Raw genomic sequence first — 24,547 nt, 5'->3', positions numbered from 1 at the left:
TGTCAGCTTCCTGAACTCTTCACCGGTCTCTCCGGGCCGTCGGCGCTCAGGATGTAGTCGTCTGCGGCTGAAAGCGCGTGTTCCATATGCCCTTCAAACACCAGTTCCGGTTCGTTGGGCGCTATGGCAATTTTCGGCATGCCGCCGAAACGCACCGCCTGCGATTGCGCCAGACCGTCGCGCAGGCCGCTTTCCAGAAGATCGAAATAGCGGGTGCCCGGGCCGGTGATGAAAACCGGCATATGGCCATGCAGACTGAAGAGGCGTGAAAGACCGTTGCCGAGCGCAAGTCCGGCGGTGCGAAAGGCGAACCGCGCCATGCGGGCGCCGGTGCGGGCCGAGGCGGCGATCTTGTCCACCTCCGCAATCGGCACGAATTTCGCCGGTTCCGCCTGCGGCGGGGCTTCGAAAGCAGAACGCAGTATGGCGTAAAACCCGGAATAGGCCTCAATGCAGCCTTTGGTGCCGCAACGGCACAGCGCGCCGTCGGCCAGATGCAGCATATGGCCGAAATTGGGGGCGCTGACCTCGATTGCGCCGCGCGCCACGCGGGCGATGCCAAGGCCGATGCTGTGGCCGAGGGAGAGGGTGACGAGGGCCTCCGGCGCCGGGTTTTCTTTTGCCTGCTCCCGCATCCAGATGGCTTTTGCGGCCAGCAGCGTTTCGTTGTTCAGCGTCACGCGAATGCGGCCGTCCCCGGATACCAGCCGCTGGAAATCAATCCTTTCGTCACCGAGAACCGGCGACCAGACGAGTGTTGCCGTGGCCGTATCCACCAGCCCCTTGCTGCTGATCGAGACCTGGAGGATATCGTGCCGGTCAATGCGTGAGCGATCGGCAAGTCTTGCGAGACCGGCGAGGATCGCGCCGCCGAATGTGCCTTTTTCAGCGGCAATCCTTTGTTCGGTGAAACGGTCCACCAGCTTGCCGGCATAATCGACCAGCGAATATTGCACGCTGTCGGAAGAGATGATGATGATGGCGACATGGCAGAAAGCGCCGCGCGGGCCGAAGAGAATGCGCGGCCGGCCGCGGCCGGCGGCGGCGAGCTGCTCTTTTCGCAGGATGAGACCGGCCCGCTCAAGCTCGGTGGTGATGGCGGACACGGTTGCGGAGGCAAGCCCGGTGGAAGACGACATGTCGGTATGGGAAAGGCTGCCGTGCAGGCGCAGCGCCGCCATCACCGACAGGCTGTTTTTCTGGCGCACCAGTTCCGTACTTGCAATGGCGGACATGGGCTGGGGCATGCTCCCTGAACGGCCTTTTTCCTGTTGTGCTGATCTGCTCTGATGGCGCATGCCAAAGCGAAGATCAAGGCACCCGGATGCTGCCCGCAGCCGTTGTTGACAGCATGGGGAATCTCTGACATTAATTTTCTCGACTGTCGAGAAAATTGTGAAACCACAGAGACCGGCAGCTTTTTCCGGGTGATTTTCCTGCATGGAGGTGTGGGGCGTCGCCCTTACCGGGAGGACATCATGAATTCTTTTGCCAAGCTTTTGGCGGGTACAGCCGTACTCGTTTCCCTGCATACCGCGGCTATCGCGGCCGATCTCGTCGTCGGCGTTTCCTGGTCGAATTTCCAGGAAGAACGCTGGAAAACGGATGAGGCGGCCATCAAGGCGGCGCTTGACAAGGCCGGCGCGAAATACATCTCCGCCGACGCGCAATCATCCGCCGCAAAGCAGCTGACCGACGTGGAATCGCTGATCGCGCAGGGCGCCAACGCGCTGATCATCCTGGCGCAGGACAGCGACGCGATTGGCCCGGCTGTTGAAAAGGCCGTTGCCGAAGGCATTCCGGTCGTGGGTTACGACCGCTTGATCGAAAACCAGAACGCCTTCTACATTACCTTCGATAACAAGGAAGTCGGGCGTCTTCAGGCTGCCGAAGTCTTCAAGGTGAAGCCCGAAGGCAATTACGTCTTCATCAAGGGCTCTTCTTCCGATCCGAATGCGGACTTCCTGTTCGCCGGTCAGCAGGAAGTGCTGAAGGCTGCCATTGACGGCGGCAAGATCAAGAATGTCGGCGAAGCCTATACCGATGGCTGGAAGCCGGAAAATGCCCAGAAGAACATGGAACAGTTCCTGACCAAGAATAACAACAAGGTCGATGCGGTCGTCGCCTCGAACGATGGCACAGCCGGCGGTGCAATCGCCGCTCTCGCCGCGCAGGGCATGGCCGGTTCGGTTCCCGTTTCCGGTCAGGATGCCGATTTCGCCGCACTGAACCGCGTCGCGCTCGGCACGCAGACGGTCTCGGTCTGGAAGGACAGCCGTGAACTCGGCAAGGAAGCGGCAGGCATCGCGCTGGAACTGGCCGGCGGCAAGAAGATGACGGAGATCAAGGGCGTCACGGCCTTTCACGGCGGCCCGAAGAAGGTCACGATGCAGTCGGTCTTCCTGAAGCCGATTGCCATCACCAAGGACAATCTGAACGTCGTCATCGATGCCGGCTGGATCAAAAAGGAAACGGCCTGCCAGGGTGTGAAGGCCGGAACCGTCAAAGCCTGCGATTGATCGAATACGTCCCGGTTCGGGCGCTGCGCCATGGCTCATGGCGCAGCGCCTTTTAGAGCATTTCCAGGAAAAGTGGGCCCCGGTTTTCCGTCCGGAGATGCGCCAGAAAAAAGCGTTGGAGCGTTTTCGCGATTCAGGGAAAAACGAAAACGGTCTAAGATGTAAGGAGCACCGGCAGTTCATGGCCGATACGACCCAATCCAATTCCACAACGTCGTTAAAGACGGAAAAAGCAGGCTCGATAACGCGCTTCATCAACGCCACCGAGCTGGATACCAGGCTGCTCGGCATGGTGGGTGCACTTCTTCTGATCTGGATCGGATTTCATATCCTGTCGGGCGGATTGTTTCTGACGCCGCGAAACCTCTGGAACCTTTCCGTGCAGACCGCGTCCGTGGCTGTCATGGCGACCGGCATGGTGCTCGTTATCGTCACCCGCAATATCGACCTGTCGGTCGGGTCGATCCTCGGTTTCTCCGGCATGATCATGGGCGTCACACAGGCGGAAATCCTGCCGCAAATCCTCGGTTTCGAACATTGGGCAACCTGGATCGTCACGCTTCTGGTCGGGATTCTCGTCGGCGGCGCCATCGGCATGCTGCAGGGCTCCATCATCGCTTTCCTGAACGTGCCGTCCTTCATCGTTACGCTTGGCGGCCTGCTGGTCTGGCGCGGCGGCACATGGTTCATCACCAGCGGCCGCACCGTGGCGCCGATGGATTCCACCTTCCGCCTGATGGGCGGCGGCACCAGCGGCTCGATTGGCGCGACATGGAGCTGGATCGCTGCGATCATAGCCTGCGTCGCCATCATCGCGGCAATCCTCAATTCCCGCCACCAACGCCGCCGCTTCGGTTTTCCGCTGCGGCCCGTCTGGGCGGAATATTTTCTGGCAGCTCTCGGCTGCGTCGTCGTCATCGGTTTCGTGGCGGTGGTCAACAGCTATCCATGGCCAATCAACATCGCCCGCAACTATGCCGATGCCAATGGCATGGCCTGGCCTGAAGGCGGCCTGTTCATTTCGCATGGTATCGCCATTCCGGTACTGATGGCGCTTGCCGTCGGTGCGGTCATGACCTTCATCGCCACAAGGTTGCGTTTCGGACGTTATGTCTTCGCCATCGGCGGCAATCCGGAAGCAGCCGAACTCGCCGGTATCAAGACCCGCTGGGTGACGGTGAAAATCTTCACGCTGATGGGCGTTCTGTGCGCCATCGCCGCGGCCATCTCGACCGCCCGCCTCAACGCGGCCACCAATGCCCAGGGCGAGCTGGACGAGCTCTACACCATCGCGGCGGCCGTCATCGGCGGCACCTCGCTTGCCGGCGGTGTCGGAACCGTAGCGGGCGCGATGCTCGGCGCGCTCGTCATGCAGTCGCTGCAATCCGGCATGGTGCTGGTGGGCATCGATACGCCCTTCCAGCGTATCGTTGTCGGTGTGGTCCTGGTCGTCGCCGTCTGGCTCGACACCATCTACCGCGCCCGCGCCAAGTAAGAACCGAGGAGAACTCCTATGACGGACCAAGTCACGCCCCTCGTGGAAATGCGCAATATTTCCATTTCCTTCGGCGGTATCCATGCGGTGGAAAACGCCTCTGTCGATCTTTTCCCCGGTGAGGTGGTCGCCCTTCTCGGCCACAACGGCGCGGGCAAATCGACCCTTATCAAGATACTCTCCGGCGCATACCGGCGCGATGGCGGCGATATTCTCATCAATGGCGAGGATGCCGATATCCGCAATCCCCGCGATGCCAAGAAATACGGTATCGAGACCATCTACCAGACGCTGGCGGTGGCGGATAATGTCGATGCGGCGGCCAATCTTTATCTTGGCCGCGAGCTGAAGACGAAATGGGGCACGCTCGATGATGTCGCCATGGAAGCCTCGGCCCGCGAGGTGATGGGGCGGCTCAACCCCAATTTCCGGCGGTTCAAGGAGCCGGTGAAGGCGTTGTCGGGCGGCCAGCGGCAATCCGTCGCCATCGCCCGCGCCATTCTGTTCGATGCTCGAATCCTCATCATGGACGAGCCGACGGCCGCACTCGGGCCGCAGGAAACGGCGCAGGTGGGCGATCTCGTCAAGGAGCTGAAACGGCAGGGCATCGGCATCTTCCTCATCAGCCACGATATTCACGACGTTTTCGATCTGGCCGACAGGGTCTTCGTGATGAAGAACGGCAGAGTGGTCGGCCACGCGCGGACCGAGGATGTCACCAAGGATGAGGTTCTCGGCATGATCATTCTGGGCAAGGTGCCGCCGGGCGCAGTGGCGGGTCCGGGCGCCGTCGTCGTCTGACAACAGGATTTGCCAGTCTTTACCTTTGATATAAATCGAGGCCCGGTAAAAACCGGGCCTCGACAAACGCTAGGAACAAATTTTATAAAATAGGTGCGTCCGGTGTGTTTCAGCCCAGCCGGAACCGCAGACGAAAAATGTCTGCAGCTCTGCGCAATTGCAGACGCGGTCTTTTAAATGCGGTTGTTTAATGTAGTTCGGCGTGTGACAAACCGCTGCCGTTCATCTCTGCAGCTGCGTTCGGCAAGCCATGCTGATTTATGTCCTGCGCCAGCGACAACAGCGCCATTTCCAGGAAATAGGTCGACATGCCCAGTTCCAGAGATTTCGAGCGCTGGCAGAGATAGGAAACCATCCGCCCGAGCGCCAGAATCTCGTCCGCATTGTCCTGTTCAAGTATAGCCGTGGTAGACGCCGCCATGATTCCCTCTCGACAGTCGACACTATGAAAACGCGATGATGTTGCGTTGTTCATTTTCGACCACATCGAGCGTCACGCGAGCGTCACACCTGTGTCAATCGCCGTTTTTGTCCGCCGGCGCGGCGGCGTTTTCCGCCGCTTCAGTGGCGGCAAGCGATGTCACGAGAGCGACGATGCTTCTGCGCACGGCGGCGCTCTTGATACGCGAAAAGGCCTGGTTGAGCGAAAAGCCTTCATTCGAGGCCACGAAGGTCTGCATGGCATTGATCGTACCAAGAGCCGGGTTGGCCGGATCGCCATCGGGCGTGGCGTTGGCGAACAGGGAACTGACCTCAACGCCGAGAATCGACGCGATGGCCTGCAGACGGGACGCACCGACACGATTGGCGCCCTTTTCATACTTCTGGACCTGCTGGAAGGTGATGCCCAATCGCCCGGCCAGCGCACTCTGGCTCATGCCGAGCGACTTGCGGCGCATTCTGATTTGTGCGCCGACATGGACGTCGATCGGGCTGGGTAGTTTGGCGTGCATTACAAATTCCTCCGCTTGAGGTTCTTAAATCCGATGATTATCAATTAATATTGTTGAAGGTATACATTCAACACAATTTCCACGGGTATTATGAAGCTTTATTGACAAAATTGCACGGTTTTTTGTTCATAATCGCGTGTCCGGGCCGCGATTTATTATTTTTGTCGCACAACGCAACGCACCGTTGCGGCTGGAAAGGTGGCTCCATCCGCTCACGCCGATGGTTTGAAAGCCGAGTCCGTCCCAAATTCTTCGGTTCATTGTATCGAATTCCTCAAGCGGTTCGGTATCGCCGAAATGCGGAATCCAGACGAATGGCCGTTTCTGACCGGAACGTATGACATTTTCAAGAAATACATTGTTGTAAAGTCTGGGCAGGCATTTGTTGGTGTCGATGGCCGGCGAAATCGGGATGGGATTGCGCTCGATCGCAAAGCCCTGCCGCGCGAGCCAAAGCGCCGAGGCGTCCAGTTTTCGTTTAAGCTCCGTTGCGGCGCGGGCATCGCATCCGCCATGGGCGAGGGGGTCGGCGAGGAGCAATAGCGGCCGGCCGCCGCTTCTCAGACCGGTGACGGAAACGAACTGGTCAACGTGAAAGCCGCATTGGTGCATTTTTTTATCGGCAACCTTCGCTCCGCATGTTTCCATCGCGGAAAAATCGGAAGAAGCCGGAATTTGACCGAGATCGCCCGGCCGGTATCCGAAACTGAAAATGCTGCTGCCGTCGAGAGCCTCAATCTTTCGCAACCGCTGCGAAGGGATGGGCGCATTCCTTCCGATTCCCCTGTCATCCCGTAGGCTGGAATGGCCCACCAGCCGAAAATCCGGGCCGACGAGCTGGTTGCCCCCTGCCAGGGCGACATCGGAATGGGTTGTCGCCGCTCCCATATATTCGGCGAGGCTGGCGCCAACGGCATTCTCTGCCAACAGCACGAATTCCGCCGTAATATCCGCCGCACGTACATGGAACATATCCTGTATCCATGGATGGGAAACACTGTCGTTTCCGGCAAGGGGTATCAGATTCGTGCTGCAGCGTGTTGGCAGGCTGCCGAGCCAGGCTCGTGCCGACTGGAGACAGGCGTGATCAATCACGATAACGGCGGTGATATCTGCAGGCAGGGCCGAGAGCAGGTTTCCGATCGGAATGAGCGGTGAAACACAGTCAGCGGTCCTGTTTTTCGCAAATAAAGACGCGGGCAGTGCAAGCGCGATCGTGCGGATCAACCCGCCGCAATCGGGGATCAGAGACAAGGGCTGGATGGTGCTCAAGACGTTTTGTTCCTTGCCGGCCGCCTTGCCGCCAATTGCTGGAAAAACATCGTATTCTGGAGTTTCCATGATGGCGACGGTGGCGATGGCAATGTTTCTCCCGTGAGCATTGTCAGAAGCCTCGTCGCATCGTTTCTCTTGACGGAAACCGCATTGGCCGCGAGCAAATCTGCCGTCGCGGTGCCGAGACCGGCTTCGGCAGCGATGGAGCGCCATGTCCTGCCGGCAAAATGCAGGTTGCTGGCGGCAAGCGCGAGCGCGCCATATTGCTCCGGGGTAAGCGTCTCGCGGCAGGCCGCAAGCGTCGCCTCTGCGTCTACCAGCGCAACCGTCAGCGGGCGGTAATCGAGCGCACCCGGCGCGTGGCTCACCGCCACATCGGCATCGGAAACACGCCGCCCATCCCGATAAGCCTCGAAAATCTCGCCGATGCCGATCATGCCGAAGGGGGCGCATTCCGCCGCCCTGAGCGCACCCATGCTGGCAGCGCCGATAACGGTAACGCCGTTCGAAAGCGCATAGAGGATTTCCTTGTGCCAGACGGCGGCGCAATCGCCGTAAAGCCCGTCTATCAGCCCGATTGTGCCGACACCGTGCCGAACCGCATCGAAAATATCGCCGCAGGCGGCCGGACCGCAAAGATCGAGACCGGCAGTATATTCGCCTGCGATGCCGTGGATGGACGGGCCTGCAAAAACCACCGGCTTCATTCGAGGCCCCCGACAGTCAGCATGCGATCGAGAGTGCGCCGCGAGATGTGTTGCAGGCCGCCGCCGGCCGGGGCAAGGCCGCTTGCCAGAACCCGCACCACATGCAGGCCGGATACCTCCGTTTCCAGTGGAAAGACATAGATATCCTCAATGCCGCCGGCGAACAGGTGCGTCGCAAGTTGACGCCATGGCGGCGAAGACGCGGCGTCATGTATAAAATCGAGATTGGCCGACGCCCTTTCCATCGGCTGCACGCCGGCGGCCGAAGACCCGGCCGCAACCATATCCCGCTGGTAGCGGAGAGGAGAAAGATCGTCCCTCGCGCCACTGATATCGGTCAATCGCGACTGGATCGCCTCCAGCAGCGCTGCAATCGCAGCGCCATGAATATCAGGCCGGCAAGCGGCCCCCGCGGCGCTGCGGGTGGCAGGCCCATCCTGCGCCTGCAGCGACCGGGGCAGGCTCGCCATCGCCACCGGCACGCCAAGCCCATTCGTGAGGTCGAAGAAGGACGGCGGCAGGCCGATGTCCGACAGATGTTGGACAAGACGGTCAAACGAAGGATCGACGCCGGCCGGAATGAGGATCGGCTGCGGTGCGACGGCGCGCGTCTCGAAAGTGTCGACGAGAAAGCAGGCGTCGTTTTCAATGAGTTCGAGCAGGGCATGGAGAACCGCATGGTCATGGTTGAACCCGGCCGCGAGTCCTTGCGAACTCATGCGGAAGGCCCACCGGTCCCATGGGAAATTCACGCGGAAATCCATGCCGACAAGTTCGTAAGGCGCAAAAACCTCCTGTTGCCGGCGAATGGACGTTCCCTTCACCCAGGCGCGTTCTTTTCTCGGATCGAGCGCGTCGCAATCGACCCTGCCGACGGTTTCGAAGGGAATGATGGGAGTTTCCTTCTCCCGCATCTGCTGAACGGAGCTGAAGGCGGCGATATGTTTGCGGGTTTCTTCGGCAACTGCACCTTCGATCGCTTCCATGATCGCCGATAGCCGGGCCTGTTCCGCGACAAGCCCCTTGCCCTGCGAGACCGACAACCCGCGCGAATTGGGCCGGGCCGCGAACCAGACGGGAATACCGATAATATCGAGATCGGTTACATCACCGACACGGGTAATCCCGAACCGCCGAAGCAGTCCGGGATCGAAGAACGAAGCGTCGGCATGCCTTGAAGCCGCTGTCGCTGATATGGGAGCATCGGCGCGGGCCAAGGCTGCGCGACCGCGATCAGGGCGCGGTGTTGCTGTCGTCGGCAAGAATCGCGTCGAACAGCTCGCCGGTGACGGCGCCGGCCGGGCCGACAGCCTTCAGGGCCGCTTCGATCGGCGCCTGCACCATGCGGTTGAAATCCCAGCCGGCGTCGACCACTTCGCCGATAAAGGCGAAATCGGCTTCGGAAACCACGGCGCCGCCGGCGACGAGGGCTTCGATGCCCTGGATCTGCACCTGATCCAGTTCCGCTTCCGGCTGGCCGTCCTGGCGAACGAGCATGGACTTTGCGGCCGCGGCCACACGGGCATAGCCATCCACGCCCGGATGGCTGGTTTCATACGCGGCAATCGTCTCATGCGAGACGGACGCAACCCGAAGCGGCGCCGTGCGAATGAAGAGAACGCCAAAACCCTTTTTTCCGACAATGAAGAAATGCGAGGACATAATATCTCCTATTTAATCCCAGCTAATCGAAGTGCGTGATAGAATTTTTCATTCGCTACCGGGTCCCGGTCCGGAGACAGACTGCTGATCTCCCTCGCCGTCATACCCGGATAGTTTTCCTGAAGCCTGTTGCCGGTTTCCAGAGCGGCGGCCAGATCGCCATGCAGGGCGTGGCTTGCGGTCAGGACGCGCAACGCAGGCTCGTCATTTTCCATTCGCCCGCACAGTTCCACCGCCGTGCCGTAATCCTCGCGCTTGAACGCGATGCTGGCGCCGGCCCACCAGTAGATGTCGGGCGCCAGAGGATTGAGATCGATGGCCTGCTGAAATTTCTCCCAGGCGATTTCCGCATCGCCGAAATGAGCAAGCGCGTCGGCATGCTGGAGCAGGAGGTCGGCCGAGTTGGGCGCCAACGCCTCCGCCTCGAAGAATTTTTCGGCTGAGACATCGAAATCCCGCTGGTAGAGCGCCACCACCGCGCACATCCAGTGGCCCACCCCAAGGGCGGGGTCGATTTCGACGGAGGAGTCTGCCTCCGCCTTGGCGCGATGCAGGAGATGGGGGTCGTTGCCGCCCAGCATCAGCCATTCCAGTTGCAGGCTCTGCGCCACGCGGGCGCGGGCAACCGCCATGCCGTGGTCGAGATCGACCGCCTTGCGGAACATCGAGCGGGCTCTTCTGAGAAGCGGCAGATCGCATTTGCCGCGCAGAAGCTGCTGGCCCTCCAGCAATTGCCGGTAGGCCTCGCCGCTGTGGTTGCGGTCGGGCTCCACCTGAAGCCGCTCGATTTCGCGGGCAAGCGCTGCGGCCACCTGTTTGGAGAGCAGGCGGAAAGCGGCGTGAATATGTCGTTCAGTCAGGACCGCCTCCAGCGACCAGACGATTTCACCGCTGGCGTCCTCGATCAGCGCAACCGACATGCGGGTTTCGTCGAACACGGTCGAAATGATGCGGTAATCCGCCCGCAGCATGGCGTAGCCGTCATCGGCCCGGTCATGCGCCAGTGCAAAGGTGCTGTGCGGCGAAAGCACGGTGAAGGTGCGGTATCGGACAAGGCTGTTGGCGACATCCTCGACAAAGGCCTGCATGACCGGCGAGACCGGCTGCCCGTCGACCCTTGCCGGACGAACGAATGCGATGCGCGGTTTCGTCTGGGATTTCCGGCGAATGCCCTCTTCCGCCTCGGCGGGGGCCGCTATCGTGGCGGCCAGGCTTTGTATTCGCCGTCGCAGCGCCACGGTTTCCGCTTCCGGGGAACGACCTTCCTGACGAAGCTGCTCCATCAGAAGCTGGTGCATGCCCTCACAGGCGCTGATATTTCCGATCCGCGCATAGGCCGCCATGGCGGCGCGGTAGGTTTCTTCGCGTTCCGGTTCGAGCTTGCAAGCGCATTCGGCAAGCCTGGAGATGTCGTTCGAACTGGCGCGGCCAAACCGCGTCAATTCCTCCAGAAGCTGGGTATAGCTCGAAAAGAACAGGTCCCTGAGGCGGCGGCGCTCAGAAAGCAGCCAGAGATAGAGATGGTCCTGCCCGGCCTCCAGCCCCTCCAGCAACTCGCCGCCGAATTCCAGCAGCGCATTGAGCCGCCGCATCGGGTCTTCGGCCCTTGCGCCGGCAAGGAAGAGGGCAAGGTCGGTGCGCTGCGCCAGTCTGCCGGCCTTCAGGTCGTTTCCTTCGGTCAGAAGGATGGCGTCGTCCTCATTGGGCAGTTTCTGCAGGCGCAAAATCAACTGCCGCAAATTGCCGAGAGCCCTCTTCTGCTCGACATTTTCCCACAGCAGCGATGCGGCGTACTGGCGGGAAAGGGACTGGTTCGGCGCAAGAATGAGGGCGGCGGTCAGCGCGAAGCCCTTGGACGGAAAAAATGCCTCCCGCACCGCATCACAGCGCGGGGTGCCAAAAAGCCGGATCGGTATCAGTTCAGCGTTCCCAGCCACTTTCGTCCCCTCATGAACCATCATCTAACAACGTGTCCGGGAAATTGAAAGTCATCATAGCGTTCCATTTGACGCTGGTGTGACGCGGCTTGGGTATTGTCGCAGACAGAAGCATGAATGACGGGTGGAAAACAGCGGACATGCGACGGGCAGGCATCGGGAATTTTCGACAGTGATAGCGTTCAACGGAAGCTACATGGCCTTCGAGCCGCGTATCGAGCCTTACCAGCGTGCCGACGATGTCGGATATGCGGTCAGTGAATTCATGTGGTTCAAGGGTCGTCCGTTCTATCCGGTATCGGCGCTCGTCCATGCGAAGGTCGCGCATGCCAGGCTGTCTGCGGAAAAGGGCGACGACGAGGACGAGGATAATCTCGATATTCTCTTTCGCATGCCGCTGGTGGCGGGCGGGCACTTTTTCGAGATTGTGCTGCGTTCGAATGAGGGGACGTCCTACGGCGGCTGGGTGTGGGGAGAGGAACTGGAAATCCTCAATGAATTCGTCAACGGTTATCGCGTTCTGGCGGGGAAGTTCGACGACAGGCTCATCCGATTCGAATATTCCAGGCGATTTCAGCGCTACCGGACAATCGAGCCGCTGCCGGTGGAAAAATCCGTTTTCCTGATCCAGCGGGAGGCGAAACCTTATGCGGGCAGGCGTGATCTGCCGGGGGTCCCGGTAGCCTGATGACGGGGGCGGCCTTTGGGTCGGCGGGGGAAGCATGGACGCGCTTATCGCGGCATGTCCGGTAAAGCGCAGCTTTACCGGAAGTAACTCGTGAATATTTTTATTTTTATTGTGTGGAAGATTATGATGCCCAATAGAGGTAAAGTGCGTAACAGGGGGGTATCATCGCAGCTTGTGGCGGTGAATTGCGTTTCCGGCGACGATACGCTTTCCGATGCGGAGAGCGTCGGGGATAACTCGCGTCCGCGCGGCGACAGGCTCTACGTTGTCGGCGAACCTGTTTCGCAAACATTACCTTCATCTGTCGTCGTGGACGATCGAGCCGGAGACGAGGCGTCGGGCAGGGCCGAGATTCGAAACAGGATCGTCGATGCCGATATCAGGGCCGCAAAATGGGCCTGGGCGATATTGGCCATTGCGCATTGCTGGCTGATTTATTTCATGGTGTACAATCTCGGTTAGCGCCTTCCGCCCGAATACATGCAGCTTTAACCCGTCGGTGCGAAAACCCATCGCCGCAATTTGCGACCAATCCGATTTTGAGCGGACCCGAATGTCCGAAACCGGACCTTGCGACAATTTCCCCCGCACGTCTTCATGATGCCGCTGCTTGTCCAGGCGCGGCGTACGCTCCCTGCCGTTTGCCAGCGGAAATGTCATAAAGCTGTAAATGAAGAAACTTAATTGAGGGATCGGTTTCAACGGAAACGGATCACAATGTCCCGTTCGCTTTCCAACACAACGGCGGCGACCCTGGACTTTCTTACGATATCGCACCGCCCGGGATAGACGACGCCAATATCGGCCGCCCGGACCTGCTGGAAGTGGCGTCGCATGCACGGCGCCCGAGCTCCCATGACCTTTTTAACCCTGGAGATGACGACGTGAGCAATCTTATAGGTACCGGCTTCAACGCCCACTCGGATGATGGCGAACTGGCCACCCTCGAACACGATCTGCGCGCGCTTGCCGAAATCGGCTGCGATACCGTGGAAATCGCCGCAACAAGCCTCGACATGATCGCCGGCGGCCGGCTCATCGAGGAGCGCGCCGACCGTTTCGTAGCGCTCGCGAAGCGCTTCGACTTCCGTTACACCGTGCACGGTCTCGTCTCTTCGAATTTCATGGATCCGGTGACATGCCGTTACCAGATCGACGCGGCCAAGGCGCTTGCCGTTCTATGCGACCGTATCGGTGCGGGCATTCTCGTCCAGCATGGCGGCGCGCTGCGTGCCGACCAGATCGCCGAACGGGCCGATGCCGACAGCCGCGAGCGGGACGCGCTTTTCGAACTGGCTGAATTTTGCAGGCCCTATGGCGTGCGCATCGCACTCGAGAACATCTTCTCCACCGAGCCCGGCCAATATCGCCAGACGCCGGCCGAGGTGGCCGCAACCGTGAAGGCTGTCGGGCACGACAATCTCGTAGCGCTGATCGACTTCAGCCATGCCTATCTCGAATCCACCTATCGTGGCCTCGATTTCCGCGATGAACTTCGTGCCATGGCGCCGGTTGCCGGCCATCTGCATGTGCATGATTCCTTCGGCCGCCCGCAGGGCTTCTATCAGCCCTATTTTCCTCAGGAAAACACAGCACTCGGCATCGGCGATCTGCACATGCCGCTCGGCTGGGGCGATATCGACTGGCAGGACATCTTCTCGGAACTTTCCTTCCTGCCAAATACTGTGCTGATGATGGAAATCGGCCGCCGTTATCGCGCCGAGCAGCCGGCAAGCCTTGAAACGGCGCGGCATCTGATTTCGCTGAATGCCGCCCGCACCCAGCTCGCGGCCGAGTGATGGGCCTGACAAGGCGTGAGCCGAGAGGCTGATGTTTGAAACACCGGCAGTCCCGATGCGACTGCCGGTGTTTTAATTTATGCGGCCCAGTCGGAGAGCGAATAGGCCTTGATGTAATCGATCATCATCTGCGAGCCGTCGCTGAAATCGGCTGCCGATGGCGTTCCCGCCATGCCGCCGACGGCAAGGTTGACGACCATGTACATGGGGTCATGCATATCGTCAGGCGTATCCGTCTGCGCCACGGCGACATCATCGAAATACCAGGTTATGTGTTCGGCATCCCACAGCACGCCATAAGTGTGAAACCCGTCGGTGCTCGGTACACTGACATTGTTGATCACCGAGGTCTGTTCACCGGTGGCGTTGGAATGGGCGGACATGATGAGCGTATTGGGGTTCTGGCTGCGCATTTCGATGACATCGAGTTCAGGCGGCCAGGAGCCGTCTTCGGGCAGCAGCCAGAAGGCAGGCCAGGCGCCCCGGTCGGTCGGCATATCCGCGCGGATCTCGAAATAACCATAGGTCTGGCTGAAGGAGGAATAGGTGTTCAGCATCCCCGAGGTATAGTCATAACCCTCGACCTCGTCGGCAATCGACTGCGGGGTCTCCTCGGCGGTGATGGTCAGGACGCCGTTTTTGGTGCTGAAAGGATTGACCTCCGATGTGCCGGCATAGGCCGGGTTGATATACCATTGCGCCTCACCATTCGTCGTCAGCGAGCTTCCCTTTTCCGGCGCCCACCAATATTTGGCGTCCCAGATACCCTGATCGCCACTGCGCAGCGAGAGTGTATCGAATTCATCGGCAAAGGTCTGGGTAAGTGACGAGCGGTCGAGGCTGAGTTCGAACTGGTCGGCCTGAAGGTCGTTTACGGTCGTTCCAGCAAGAACGATGGCCTCGCCATTCGAAAAATTGAGCCACAGGTCGTCACCTTGCTGTGTGGCGCTGCCGACAAGCTGATCGAAAGATGTGATGCCGTAGCCATTGAGCCGGATCGTGTCGTTGGCGCTGAAATCGGTAATGAGATCGGTGCCGTTGCCGCTCATGAAAACAAAGGTGTCGGCCCCGCCGCCGCCGATCAGCACGTCGTTGCCGGCCCCGCCATCGATCGTCTGACTGCCCGACCCGCCGGTAATGATATTGTCGAGCGAATTGCCGAAGGCATAACGCCCGTCACCCGTTACCCGCAGATTCTCGAAATTGTCGGGCAGGGTGTAATTCATCCAGGTATCGATGGTGTCGATACCTTCCCCGGCATTTTCGGCGGCGCGATTGATGCTCGAATAGAGATAATAAATATCGTCGCCCGTGCCGCCGACCATGGTCACGTTGACGGAACTGTCTCCCCACATGGAATCATTGCCTGCCGTGCCGGTGAGCAGCGGGCCGGAACCCGTGGCGGAGAAAAATCCCGTGGAGCTGCCGCTGTAATAGAGTGTGTCTCCAAGCGCATTCACTACTGTCCGGGCCATGAACCGTCTCCTGTCCGTTAGCGTTGGCGTCTCACTCCTCCTGCTGCACACTCTAACAGGGCAAAAAGCCCCCTGTTAGGCCGAAATATGAGGGGTATGTTCCGTTGCGGTTGCATTGAGCTGTTGAACGAGCACGTTGTCCTGACCCGCTTGCGCCTGTTACATGTCCGTTTTGAACCCGCGCAGCGTGTTCTTGCGGGCGCCTGCGAGCGATGGCAGGATTGGGGCATATCGGGAATGGAGTGTCAGGATTGAGCGTAGCCTTTACCAAGGAAGACAGTGCGGAAACCGCAGCCGAAACCGTTCTGCCGGACCGGATAATCTCGCCTCATCCCAATTTGGTAACGCGGTCCGGGCTGAAGGCCCTGGAAGAGCAGCTGCGGCTGGCGCGCGAAGCCTGTGAGGCGGCTAATGCCATTGAAGACATCAATGAAAGACGCCGCATTTCCGCCAGCCCGCTTCGCGATCTGCGATATTTCTCCGAGCGGGTCCGTACCGCGCAATTGATGCCTGATCCGCCAGCGGACGGCGTCGTCGTCTTCGGCAGCCTGGTGACGTTCAGCCGCGATGACGGGCGAACGCAACGATTCCGGATCGTCGGCGAAGATGAAGCAGATCCCGCTGCGGGAACGATGTCCTATGTCTCCCCGGTTGCAAGGGTGCTGATGGGAAAAGCGGCTGGCGATCTCGTCAGTTTGGGGGGGAGGGAGATCGAGATCGTCGATGTGGCCTGAAACGTCCCGTCAGAACACAGGCGGCCTTAGACCCGGCGGGTCGCTGATGAGGCTTCGTTCTCCCCTGTTGCGCGCATTGTCTGCCGTTCCCAGCATCCGCATCATTGTGTTTCTCAGGAAAAGCCTGAAGTCCAGATCAATGGCGGTATAGGCAAGCCCAAGCCCCACATGAGCCATGAAGACGGGGTTGAAATTCAGCTCTTCAAATTGATAGCCAATAATGACGCCGATTGCTGAATAGGCGAAAAAGCCGATTTTGCGTTTTCGGAAAATTACATAAACCAGCGCAAAGGCGCTCATGATGCAAAATCCCAACCCGGAAGCGTAGGCGGTGGCCATAAAACCATTATGTGGTGTGCCGATCCTCGATATCCGCGCAAGTTCTTCGTATCGCGCGGTAAACCCTATGCCCACAGGATGCTGGAACATGACCTGAAAACCGCCGGTGATCGTCTCCCACCGCTCATGCAAATTGTTGCTGCTGTTGCTGTCCTCAAGAAAACGTTTCGTAAAGGCCTGTTCCGCAAAGTCGAAAGCACCGAGCGGCAAAACGGCGGCGATGACGAGCGCGCACAAGGCAAACCCGAAATAGGTGCTGAGCAGCATTTTGATCGAAAAATTCCGAACGTAGAAATAGAGCCCGATAGCGAGGACGGCAAACACCCCCGAGCGGTTGAGCGTGAGGGTGAAGCTGGCGAGATATACGAGCAGAAACACGGCAAACAGTGCGGGGCGTTTGTGGCGTTCGGCGAGATAGGCCGCCGCTGCTCCGGCCAGCGCGAAGGCCGGTCCAGCTGTATTGCCGACGGGCCAGATGCCGCCTGCCTTTTCGACGCGCAAAAGCAACGGTGTCACTTCACCTTTCGCCGCAAGCTCCAGGACGCCTGCCTCATCGAACATGAAGGACAATCCGAGCGAGGCGAGCTGGTCATGGATGACGGTGTCCAGGAAAAGCAGGATCGTCACCGCTATGAACCCCGCAAATATGCCCCAGCAGAACAGTTCGAGGAGGTTTTCCTTGAACAGCATATAGGCAAAGAACAGAAAATAGACGGCATAAAAATAGGTCATCGCCGTTGTATAAAACTCGCCATCGCCGCGCGCGTCGGCAAACAGCGTCGTGAGGACAAACAGCATCGTCAGCGGAACAAGATAAAACAGGATAATCGACAGCGTCAGGCAGCGAATGTAAAGCAGGGCGAGGACGGGCAGCGTCATCAGCACCAGCATGTCGGTAATATTGAGGAAACGCAGGCCGAGATTGCTGGTCAACACATTGCACTGAATGAAGAAACCGATGGAAAATACGAATATCGCGAGACAGACGCCGGGAATATTGATCGTTTTTGACGGGTAAAACGGCATTGCCAAAACAAAACCCGGTATAGAGGGCTGGCGCGACGCCGCATGATTTGCTGGTCTTCTCATCAGCAGTCTCTATCTTTTGTGAGCGGATTTCGACTGTCCATAGGAGAGCTCTACCGCCTGGCAATGAATATAATATAACGACTATTAGTGGGCTGGATGGCGCCGCCACGCAAGACATTTTATCGTTTCGTCATGAGATCAGATTACCTTTCGGCAAATCCCCTTCGACGGCGATGATGCGCTGAATATGAAGTGGCTCATTCGAGCCGGGCGCGCCGGTGCCGAATGCCGGAAGGATTCGCAGATAAAAAGCATACCCCGCCGGGTTGATGTCGGGGTCTATGGCAATCCCGTTGGCGATCGCCCACATCCAGCCGCTATTGCCGGCGATGTTGGCCCCTCCAAATTGCAGGGCGGAGCAAACGATCGTCCGGACTGCGCCGCCGCTTTTTGCAACCAGCGTTATGTAGGGCAGACGCTGCTTTCCGTTGTTTTTATAAAGAACGGCGAAGGAAACGGTCCTGCCGATCATCGCGACGGCCTCCGCATTGCGGAAATAACGTGTGAGCCCTGCCGTCTGGCTGCCATTTGCATAGAGAGCGAGGCTGCTTGCAAAGGACGGGGAGAAGATGATTTCGGTGGTTTGGATGGCGGAACCTGGCGAAGTCATGCCCCAGCCCGTCGGGACGGAACCAGTCCAATCGGTGAAATCACCATTGCCAATGAGATTGGCGGCGGGCAGCCTTGGCCAGCAAGGTGTCTGGAAGCTGTTATCGCGTGCCGACCTCAGATAGGAATCGAGCAGGGCCTGGGCTACCAGGCAGGAACCCGCCTCGTTGGGGTGAATATTGTCCCGATAAAGGGCGGCGTCCTTGCCCTTCGCCATAAATACGGCATGCGTATCCAGCAGCGTGAGATTCGGATGGGAGCGGGCCAGGTCGAGGATCGCCTGATAGACCTTGTCGTAACCCGTGCCATCACGCCACGGGTTCTGCGTGGTGATGAGTTGAGGAGCATTTGGCCATTTCCATTCGGTCATTCCCAGTGGTCCGAGCAGCGCGGCTCGTCCGGAGCTCAAAATGCTGCCCGGCATTTCGAAAGTTTGCATATTGTGGCCATGATGCATGATGCAGAGGTCGGGACGGGGAATCTCCAGCGCTGCCGAGCGCTGTTCCGCAAGCATGTACCCCGCCATGCCGCCGGGCAGCGTCGCAAGATAGAGCGTCAGCGTCGCCCCCTTGCCGGCGCGCAGCGTAACCGGGGCCGCATAGGTTTTTGGTCCGGTGGCGGCGCTCGTCTCCCATTCCGCCCAGCGGTATAACACAACAGTCGTATCGTGCAGATCGCCGAGCATCATCGCAAATTGCTGAAATGGTCCGGCTTCGGCATGGGCGGTGCTGTCGCCGTTCACGAAGATCGCGGCATTCTGGCCGGCCGCCAGACGGGCCCGCAAGGGCGAGAACGCGGTCAGGGAAAGACCGGCGTCGCCCATGTTTCGGGACCCTATGCCGAGCGTTAAGCCGATCATGCGGCCACCTCTTCCGTTCGCGCCATATATATGCATATGTTGTATCCGGGCGGTGTCATTGTTCGCTCTCCTGGTCTGGCCTTAGAATAATCCCGCTGCGAGACCCCGGGGAAAAATGCGGGGGGCGAAACAGAAAACAGCGCATGAAAAAGAGCGTCGTAAATTTTTCTTTGATTTGGCTCGAAATATAGAAATAGAATATTATTCTAATTACTATTGGTATTATTGAATTTTATTAATAAAATGGGCTTTGATTCAGTTGTTTTTAACTATCGGTATGCGTTTTTCCGCAGATTTCGGTGAGGATATTCCTGTTGCTTTCGGGCAGGTTCGTTGTTTTTGCCGGTCGTCAGTTCGTGCCCGCAATTACAGGCGGATGCGTCATGGGTCCTTCCATCCGGCGGGGGAGACGCCATGACATCGGCTCTTTTCGTCAGCCATACCGGAGAGAAGGGTGGCGCCGAACTTTTTCTGACGGACCTCGTCAAGGCGGGCCCGCACTCCTGGCGCGCCTGTTTTCTCAGTGGCGGTGCCGCCGCAGATGATCTCATTGATGCGGGGCGGACTCCGGTCATGCTGTCCGCTGGAAAAAAAATGCTGTCTATACGCCGCGATGCGTCTTTCGGCGCGCTGTTGCGCGGAGCGGCCGACGTGGTGGCGGTTGCCTGGCAATTGAGCCGGGAGGCGAGGCGCTATGATGTGATCTGCGCCAACTCGCAAAAGGCGCTTTTTGTCTGTGCGCTGGCCGCGACGTTCAGCCGTCGGCCGCTCGTCTGGATTTTACACGATATTGTCACCGATCCCGCTTTCAGCGCCGCCAATCGCCGGGCCTCGCTGGCATTTGCGCGCCTTTTCGCCAGGCTGGTTGCTGTCAACTCCGAGGAGACGGGCCGCGCTTTCATCGAGGCCGGCGGCGAGGCGGATAAGGTTCGCATCGTCTACAACGGCTTCGACCCCGCGAAAGCAAGGATTTATGAGCCCGGCGCGGCCGCGCGGCTGCGTGCGGAACTGGGCCTTGGTCCGCAACCGCTTGTCGGCCTTTTTGGCCGGCTGAGCGAATGGAAGGGACAACATGTGTTTCTGGACGCGATTGCGGCGATGGAGGGCGTGCAGGCGGTCATCGTCGGCGGTGCGCTTTTCGGGCAGGAAGCGTATGAAGCGCGAATCCGCGAACAGGCGTCCCGTCTCGGTCTCGACGGCCGCGTCCGTTTCCTCGGTTTCCGCCCGGATGTGCCGGAATTGATGGCGGCGATGGATGTGGTTGCTCATACCTCGATTGTTGCCGAGCCCTTCGGCCGGGTGGTGGTGGAGGCGATGATGTGCGGGCGTCCGGTTGTCGCCACGCGCGGCGGCGGTGTTACCGAAATCATCCGTGACGGCGAAACCGGCCTTCTTGTGCCGCCGGGGAATGCGTCGGCGCTGGCAGCGGCGATCGGCCGCATACTGTCGCAACCGGCTCTGGCGGAAAGGCTGGCGCGAAAGGGGCGGGAGGATGTGAGCCAGCGTTTCTCACTGGAGGAAACCTGCCGCTCCGTTTCAGCGCTGCTGACGGAGGCGGCGTGAGGTTTCGCGCGGCGATCGACAGGAACAGGCAATGCCGGCAGGCGGAAGGGCCAGGATGCGCATTCTCATAAACATGCCGAGCCAATATGGCGGCAAGGCCTCCGGTGTGGCCCGCGTGACCTTCAGTCTGCTGGAGCGGCTGCTGGAACAGACGACCGATGACTATGTTCTGCGCTCTCCCTGGATGCGGGCGCAACTGCCTGAAAACCTGCGCGACAGCCGGTTGCAGCTCATCGAGACCCCACGGCCGCGCGTCATGGTTTTCGATGTGGTGCGTCAGGCGGTGACGCTGCCCGCGCTCTGCCGCCGGCATGGCATCGATGTGCTTTTTAATGCCGATCCTTTCGGAAGTCCCCTCGGCGGCAAACGGCGTCTCACACTTGTTCATGATCTTTATTTCAAAACCATTCCGGAACAGATCGGCTGGCGGGCGACCCTGACGACTGATTTCATCTTCAAGCTGATGATGGCCGGTTCGGATCGGATCGTCTGCGTATCCGAAGCGACGCGGAAGGACCTCGGGCGTTTCTATCCCGCCGCTGTCGGTAAGAGCATCACCATTCATTCCGACAGCACGCTGAATGTCGATCCCGGGGCTTTCGACACGGTGCCGCCTGTTCCCGGACGCTACATACTGGCGGTCGGAAACGCGACGTCCAATAAGAATTTCGCTCTCCTGGGCAAAGCCTTTGCCATACTAGGCAAAAAATGGCCGGATTTGCGCATCGTGCATGTTGGCCGTGACGAGGCGGAGGAAATCGCCGGCGCGCTGGACGATCCGCAGTTGCAGGCCCGGCTGATCCGGCTTTCCGGTATAGATGACCGGCAACTGACCGAACTTTACCGTCACGCAGCCTGCCTTTGCGTCCCCTCCACCTATGAAGGCTTCTGTCTGCCGGTGCTGGAGGCGCAGCAGCTAGGATGCCCGGTCGTCTGCTCCAATCGTTCGGCAACACCGGAGATTGCCGGCGAAGGCGCCCTGACTTTCGATCCGTCGGATGCTCAAAGCCTCGTCATCGCGCTTGAGCGACTTTTGGATAATCCGGAGCTGGCAGAAAATCTCCGTCAGGCGGGTTATGAAAACCGCAAATCATATTCGTGGCAGAAGGCTGCGGAGAACTACGCGCAACTCTTCAAGCAAGAAGCCGCCTGAGGAGGGACGCCGTCGTCACGATCATGCGGTTTTGCACACATCCGCATAGAGCTTTTCATAGGCCGCGACGACCCCACGTGGCTCAACGCCTTGGCGAATTCGTTCCCGGGTCTCAAGCGTTTCCGCAAGCATGGCGGGATTGCGTATAGCCTCCGCCAAGCGCGCGGCCAGTTCGGTGGCATTACCTGGGGTGAACAGGCGTTCCGGCCTGTCCGCGCCGATCTGTTCGGCGACACCCGCAAGATTTGCGCCGATGACGGGTACGCCGCGCAGAATGGCTTCAGCAACGGTGCGGCCAAAGGCCTCCGGCCATAGGGGCGGCACGATGAGGCAATCTATGCCGGCGAAGAAATGATCGGCCTCCACATAGCCCGGAAAGTCGACCGGTAGGCCGGCTGCCTTTTGTTGATAGATCTCGATACCTTCCGGCGCGCGCCCTGCCATGACCGCGCGCCAGCCCTGCGGCGGCAAAAGCCGCAACGCTTCTATCAGCAAGTCAGCCCCTTTCGGTGCTTCGATGCGGCCCAGATAGCCGAAAACCAGAGGGTTGCCGGGTGTGCGGGCAATGCGCGGTTCCGGCGAATCTGGCGGTGAGATGGCGTTCCAGATCACCGCGCGGCGGTTTTCCCGTATATGGGTGAAAAAACCGGCCCGGATGTGGCGTTCGACGATATCGCGACCAACGCCGGCGACAGCATCGACCGCGCATTGGCAACGCCGGTGGAGGTAAGAAAACGCACGGCATTTTTTGCTGCCGCCGTCGCAGATATGCCCGTCATGAAACAGGGAGCCATTGGTGCACATGCTCGTGAAATCATGCAGCGAATGAACCAGCGGAACGCTGCGCCTGCGGATCATCGGCCAGATCAGCGGCGTCAGTTCAGACAGCGAATGCGTATTGACCACGTCAGGCCGGAAATCATCGATGACACGCGCAAGCCTGCGAACGAGGCGCAGATCCAGTTGAACGGCGATCTTATAATATTTTCGTTTCCATTCCGGTTGCTGCCCCCAGTCGCCGATAAAGAACGGCGTGGTATGCCCGAGGCGGTGAATGGTGAAACCATCGCGTTGTTCCCCTGCCTGCTCTTCACGTGAGATGGCGGCCACCGCGACCGTGTGCCCCTTATCCACAAGTCCACGCGCAAGGTCTTCCACGAATATTTCCGCACCGCCCACCCGATCCGGAGAAAATAGCGAGGTTATCTGCAATATCCGCATGCTCAATTTCCTGCGCCTTTAAGATCACGAAACCTGTTTTGCATTCGTTAAATCCGTTATTGCAGACGAAGCGGCGTTTGTACTGTCGGACCTGAACGGTCCGGCGCCGGCATTGCGGCATCGTCTGGAAATTGTCTGCGCCTTTTGCGGCCTTCCCGCTCCATTCCGGGCGGGTTCAGGCAAAGCGTGACGACCGGGGCGAGGAAAACGGCATAGGCCATGGCAAAGCCCGGAACTTGCAGCGAAAAATCCAGCGTTGAATGCAGCAGGACGAGCAGCAGTGCGGCAAGGCCGAGATGAGAGGCATAACGATAATTTCTGCGTTTCAGCGCCCCGCGAATGAAAATCACCAGTTGGATGAGCACAAAAAAAGCGAGATAAAACGGGAAGGCTGCACCGAGTGTCAGCAATCCCTCGGCGTAAACATTGTGGGCATGGGTGACGACGGCGTCCACCCCACATCGCGCCACATGATAGGGCGCATAGATTTCCGTAAAGCTTGCCAGACCTGATCCTTGTGGCCAGTTGTCGGCGATGACGCGTGCGATGCCCGGCATGTAGCAAAAGCGCATATCGTCTTCCAAACGCATTTCCATGCGAAGCGCCACCCGGTTGGCGAAAAGGGCGAAGAGGGCGATGGCGACAGCAATCAGCAGCGCGGCACGACGTCTCGTCCCGCGCTGCCTGCGCCGGCTGGAGGCCCCATTGCGCCCGGTTTTGGCCGGAGAGTTGAACACAATCAGCAGGATCAGTAAAATCAGCGCTGCGAGGCTTGAGCCGATCCCCGCACGCGATCCCGTCAACATCAATGCGATGAAACAAAAGCCTGCGAGGACACCGAGAAATGCGGCCCTGCGGATGAGCTGTTTTTGCTCCACCGGCACGGTCAGGCGATTTGCCACGAGCGCCTTTACCCTGACCCAATCCGGAGCGAGGAGGCTTTTGTGTAACAATGCGGCGAGCGTGATAAGGATGAGGCCGAAAAAGGTCGCGGCGGTATTGCGATTGACAAAAAGGCCGGTGAGGCTGCCGAGATAGAAACGCTTCTGGATGAAGCCGAGAGCTTCGGGGAAAAGCACGAATTGCACGATGGAAAACAGCGCGAGCCAGCCACCGGCGATTGCGAACCATCGCAGCGTCTTCGCCGCGCGCTCGTCGCTATCGAAAATCACGAGGCCCGTCATGAAGACGCCGAAGGGCAGGGCGGCGCTCATGAGGCCGATCCGGTCATCCGCCGGTGTCAGTGAGATTGTGGCGGCTGGCGCATTCTGCATGAACATGGCAGCGATGGACCATGCCGGGTTGGGGCGCGCGATGCCAGGCATGGAGGAGGCTTGCAACAGCACCTGAACGATAAGCGCTCCCAATAAAAGACAGGCCGCCGTAAGTACTTTGCCTGCACCGCCCTTTGGCGGCCCGAACAGCAGGATTGCCGGCGCCAGCAGGAGATAGATCGCCATCGTGACAACGATGCGACTTTCGATTTCCGTTGCGCCGCGGTTGAGAAGCGCCAACAGAAATATTGCCCAGAACGCGATTATTGCGACCGGCCGGACATAGTCCCGAACCGCCACCGGTGGGGTCTGCAAGGAGGGGAGCGGTTCTGATCGGGATTCGGTGAGCGACATATCTTTGGGCTTTGTCGGAATTGTTTGTGGTAGCTATGCCG

At 59.3% G+C, this 24,547-nt stretch carries 22 protein-coding genes; 9 read left to right on the top strand and 13 right to left on the bottom strand.

Going from position 1 to position 24,547, the window contains the following annotated elements; genetic code table 11:
- Positions 1 to 2: 2 nt before the first annotated feature.
- Positions 3 to 1,235, bottom strand: a complete 1,233-nt coding sequence (locus tag ACQZ48_RS02530; protein WP_191216723.1) for an ROK family transcriptional regulator — start codon at positions 1,233 to 1,235, stop codon at positions 3 to 5.
- A 243-nt stretch (positions 1,236 to 1,478) separates the two neighbouring features.
- On the opposite strand from ACQZ48_RS02530, the gene xylF reads away from it, so the two are divergent.
- The 3 genes from xylF to ACQZ48_RS02515 all read left to right on the top strand — a co-directional run bounded on the left by xylF (position 1,479) and on the right by ACQZ48_RS02515 (position 4,815).
- On the top strand, positions 1,479 to 2,519 hold the full coding sequence (xylF, locus tag ACQZ48_RS02525; protein ID WP_448728466.1) for a D-xylose ABC transporter substrate-binding protein: 1,041 nt from the start codon (positions 1,479 to 1,481) through the stop codon (positions 2,517 to 2,519).
- Between the two features lie 181 nt (positions 2,520 to 2,700).
- Entirely contained in the window at positions 2,701 to 4,014 is a 1,314-nt protein-coding gene (locus ACQZ48_RS02520; protein ID WP_191216721.1) for a sugar ABC transporter permease, read from the top strand.
- 18 nt (positions 4,015 to 4,032) lie between these two features.
- Positions 4,033 to 4,815, top strand: a complete 783-nt coding sequence (locus tag ACQZ48_RS02515) for an ATP-binding cassette domain-containing protein (RefSeq protein ID WP_077985195.1) — start codon at positions 4,033 to 4,035, stop codon at positions 4,813 to 4,815.
- A gap of 187 nt (positions 4,816 to 5,002) precedes the next feature.
- On the opposite strand, the gene ACQZ48_RS02510 is transcribed toward ACQZ48_RS02515, so the two are convergent.
- The 7 genes from ACQZ48_RS02510 to ACQZ48_RS02480 all read right to left on the bottom strand — a co-directional run bounded on the left by ACQZ48_RS02510 (position 5,003) and on the right by ACQZ48_RS02480 (position 11,373).
- Positions 5,003 to 5,236, bottom strand: coding sequence for a hypothetical protein (locus ACQZ48_RS02510; protein WP_170985609.1), 234 nt, complete (start codon positions 5,234 to 5,236; stop codon positions 5,003 to 5,005).
- 94 nt (positions 5,237 to 5,330) lie between these two features.
- Positions 5,331 to 5,768, bottom strand: coding sequence for a helix-turn-helix domain-containing protein (locus ACQZ48_RS02505; protein WP_077985193.1), 438 nt, complete (start codon positions 5,766 to 5,768; stop codon positions 5,331 to 5,333).
- Between the two features lie 126 nt (positions 5,769 to 5,894).
- Positions 5,895 to 7,040 (bottom strand): hypothetical protein, encoded by a 1,146-nt coding sequence (locus ACQZ48_RS02500; RefSeq protein WP_191216895.1) that lies wholly within the window; start codon positions 7,038 to 7,040, stop codon positions 5,895 to 5,897.
- The gene (locus ACQZ48_RS02495; protein ID WP_191216720.1) at positions 7,037 to 7,750 is read right to left on the bottom strand and encodes a TfuA-like protein; all 714 of its coding nucleotides are present in this window, start codon (positions 7,748 to 7,750) and stop codon (positions 7,037 to 7,039) included. The genes ACQZ48_RS02500 and ACQZ48_RS02495 overlap by 4 nt, the downstream gene beginning before the upstream one ends.
- Entirely contained in the window at positions 7,747 to 8,946 is a 1,200-nt protein-coding gene (locus ACQZ48_RS02490) for a YcaO-like family protein (protein WP_191216894.1), read from the bottom strand. The genes ACQZ48_RS02495 and ACQZ48_RS02490 overlap by 4 nt, the downstream gene beginning before the upstream one ends.
- Before the next feature lie 37 nt (positions 8,947 to 8,983).
- Positions 8,984 to 9,412 (bottom strand): hypothetical protein, encoded by a 429-nt coding sequence (locus ACQZ48_RS02485; RefSeq protein ID WP_077985190.1) that lies wholly within the window; start codon positions 9,410 to 9,412, stop codon positions 8,984 to 8,986.
- 8 nt (positions 9,413 to 9,420) lie between these two features.
- Complete coding sequence (locus ACQZ48_RS02480) at positions 9,421 to 11,373, bottom strand: BTAD domain-containing putative transcriptional regulator (RefSeq protein WP_162520347.1); 1,953 nt, start codon at positions 11,371 to 11,373, stop codon at positions 9,421 to 9,423.
- Positions 11,374 to 11,545: 172 nt separating this feature from the next.
- Between ACQZ48_RS02480 and ACQZ48_RS02475 the strand changes: the two genes are divergently transcribed.
- The 3 genes from ACQZ48_RS02475 (at position 11,546) to ACQZ48_RS02465 (ending at position 13,836) form a co-directional block, all read left to right on the top strand.
- Entirely contained in the window at positions 11,546 to 12,037 is a 492-nt protein-coding gene (locus ACQZ48_RS02475) for a hypothetical protein (protein ID WP_077985189.1), read from the top strand.
- Positions 12,038 to 12,127: 90 nt separating this feature from the next.
- On the top strand, positions 12,128 to 12,499 hold the full coding sequence (locus tag ACQZ48_RS02470) for a hypothetical protein (RefSeq protein WP_374637357.1): 372 nt from the start codon (positions 12,128 to 12,130) through the stop codon (positions 12,497 to 12,499).
- A 422-nt stretch (positions 12,500 to 12,921) separates the two neighbouring features.
- The gene (locus ACQZ48_RS02465) at positions 12,922 to 13,836 is read left to right on the top strand and encodes a TIM barrel protein (protein WP_165691348.1); all 915 of its coding nucleotides are present in this window, start codon (positions 12,922 to 12,924) and stop codon (positions 13,834 to 13,836) included.
- Between the two features lie 77 nt (positions 13,837 to 13,913).
- On the opposite strand, the gene eglC is transcribed toward ACQZ48_RS02465, so the two are convergent.
- Positions 13,914 to 15,311, bottom strand: a complete 1,398-nt coding sequence (gene eglC / locus ACQZ48_RS02460; RefSeq protein WP_448728465.1) for an endo-1,3-1,4-beta-glycanase EglC — start codon at positions 15,309 to 15,311, stop codon at positions 13,914 to 13,916.
- A 251-nt stretch (positions 15,312 to 15,562) separates the two neighbouring features.
- Here eglC and greA point away from each other — a divergent pair, with 251 nt between their 5' ends.
- A complete protein-coding gene (gene greA / locus ACQZ48_RS02455) occupies positions 15,563 to 16,045 on the top strand; it encodes a transcription elongation factor GreA (protein WP_080795216.1) in 483 nt (160 codons plus the stop codon).
- Positions 16,046 to 16,054: 9 nt separating this feature from the next.
- On the opposite strand, the gene ACQZ48_RS02450 is transcribed toward greA, so the two are convergent.
- Together ACQZ48_RS02450 and ACQZ48_RS02445 are read right to left on the bottom strand one after the other, a co-directional pair.
- Positions 16,055 to 17,473 (bottom strand): O-antigen ligase family protein, encoded by a 1,419-nt coding sequence (locus tag ACQZ48_RS02450; protein WP_448728464.1) that lies wholly within the window; start codon positions 17,471 to 17,473, stop codon positions 16,055 to 16,057.
- 130 nt (positions 17,474 to 17,603) lie between these two features.
- On the bottom strand, positions 17,604 to 18,941 hold the full coding sequence (locus ACQZ48_RS02445; protein ID WP_448728463.1) for an SGNH/GDSL hydrolase family protein: 1,338 nt from the start codon (positions 18,939 to 18,941) through the stop codon (positions 17,604 to 17,606).
- A gap of 414 nt (positions 18,942 to 19,355) precedes the next feature.
- Here ACQZ48_RS02445 and ACQZ48_RS02440 point away from each other — a divergent pair, with 414 nt between their 5' ends.
- A complete protein-coding gene (locus ACQZ48_RS02440) occupies positions 19,356 to 20,504 on the top strand; it encodes a glycosyltransferase family 4 protein (protein ID WP_191216716.1) in 1,149 nt (382 codons plus the stop codon).
- A gap of 55 nt (positions 20,505 to 20,559) precedes the next feature.
- Entirely contained in the window at positions 20,560 to 21,657 is a 1,098-nt protein-coding gene (locus ACQZ48_RS02435) for a glycosyltransferase family 4 protein (protein WP_191216715.1), read from the top strand.
- A gap of 21 nt (positions 21,658 to 21,678) precedes the next feature.
- On the opposite strand, the gene ACQZ48_RS02430 is transcribed toward ACQZ48_RS02435, so the two are convergent.
- Together ACQZ48_RS02430 and ACQZ48_RS02425 are read right to left on the bottom strand one after the other, a co-directional pair.
- Positions 21,679 to 22,878 carry a glycosyltransferase family 4 protein gene (locus ACQZ48_RS02430; protein WP_448728462.1) on the bottom strand — a complete coding sequence of 400 codons (1,200 nt, stop codon included), beginning with the start codon at positions 22,876 to 22,878 and terminating at the stop codon, positions 21,679 to 21,681.
- Positions 22,879 to 22,934: 56 nt separating this feature from the next.
- Complete coding sequence (locus tag ACQZ48_RS02425; protein WP_374637372.1) at positions 22,935 to 24,506, bottom strand: O-antigen ligase family protein; 1,572 nt, start codon at positions 24,504 to 24,506, stop codon at positions 22,935 to 22,937.
- Between the last annotated feature and the right edge of the window lie 41 nt (positions 24,507 to 24,547).

The sequence above is a fragment of the Agrobacterium sp. 22-209-1 genome (assembly GCF_053522485.1).
Note: the sequence above shows the minus strand (reverse complement) of the source record. Positions and strands in the feature narration are given on the sequence as shown.

Coding starts and splice junctions, on each gene's coding strand:
- ACQZ48_RS02435 (WP_191216715.1), top strand. CDS start 20,560: ATGCGCATTCTCATAAACATGCCGAGCCAATATGGCGGCAAGGCCTCC.
- eglC (WP_448728465.1), bottom strand. CDS start 15,311: ATGGCCCGGACAGTAGTGAATGCGCTTGGAGACACACTCTATTACAGC.
- ACQZ48_RS02495 (WP_191216720.1), bottom strand. CDS start 7,750: ATGAAGCCGGTGGTTTTTGCAGGCCCGTCCATCCACGGCATCGCAGGC.
- ACQZ48_RS02430 (WP_448728462.1), bottom strand. CDS start 22,878: ATGCGGATATTGCAGATAACCTCGCTATTTTCTCCGGATCGGGTGGGC.
- ACQZ48_RS02515 (WP_077985195.1), top strand. CDS start 4,033: ATGACGGACCAAGTCACGCCCCTCGTGGAAATGCGCAATATTTCCATT.
- ACQZ48_RS02445 (WP_448728463.1), bottom strand. CDS start 18,941: ATGATCGGCTTAACGCTCGGCATAGGGTCCCGAAACATGGGCGACGCC.
- ACQZ48_RS02440 (WP_191216716.1), top strand. CDS start 19,356: ATGACATCGGCTCTTTTCGTCAGCCATACCGGAGAGAAGGGTGGCGCC.
- ACQZ48_RS02530 (WP_191216723.1), bottom strand. CDS start 1,235: ATGTCCGCCATTGCAAGTACGGAACTGGTGCGCCAGAAAAACAGCCTG.
- ACQZ48_RS02505 (WP_077985193.1), bottom strand. CDS start 5,768: ATGCACGCCAAACTACCCAGCCCGATCGACGTCCATGTCGGCGCACAA.
- ACQZ48_RS02450 (WP_448728464.1), bottom strand. CDS start 17,473: ATGAGAAGACCAGCAAATCATGCGGCGTCGCGCCAGCCCTCTATACCG.
- ACQZ48_RS02485 (WP_077985190.1), bottom strand. CDS start 9,412: ATGTCCTCGCATTTCTTCATTGTCGGAAAAAAGGGTTTTGGCGTTCTC.
- ACQZ48_RS02475 (WP_077985189.1), top strand. CDS start 11,546: ATGGCCTTCGAGCCGCGTATCGAGCCTTACCAGCGTGCCGACGATGTC.
- xylF (WP_448728466.1), top strand. CDS start 1,479: ATGAATTCTTTTGCCAAGCTTTTGGCGGGTACAGCCGTACTCGTTTCC.
- ACQZ48_RS02480 (WP_162520347.1), bottom strand. CDS start 11,373: ATGATGGTTCATGAGGGGACGAAAGTGGCTGGGAACGCTGAACTGATA.
- ACQZ48_RS02510 (WP_170985609.1), bottom strand. CDS start 5,236: ATGGCGGCGTCTACCACGGCTATACTTGAACAGGACAATGCGGACGAG.
- ACQZ48_RS02520 (WP_191216721.1), top strand. CDS start 2,701: ATGGCCGATACGACCCAATCCAATTCCACAACGTCGTTAAAGACGGAA.
- ACQZ48_RS02425 (WP_374637372.1), bottom strand. CDS start 24,506: ATGTCGCTCACCGAATCCCGATCAGAACCGCTCCCCTCCTTGCAGACC.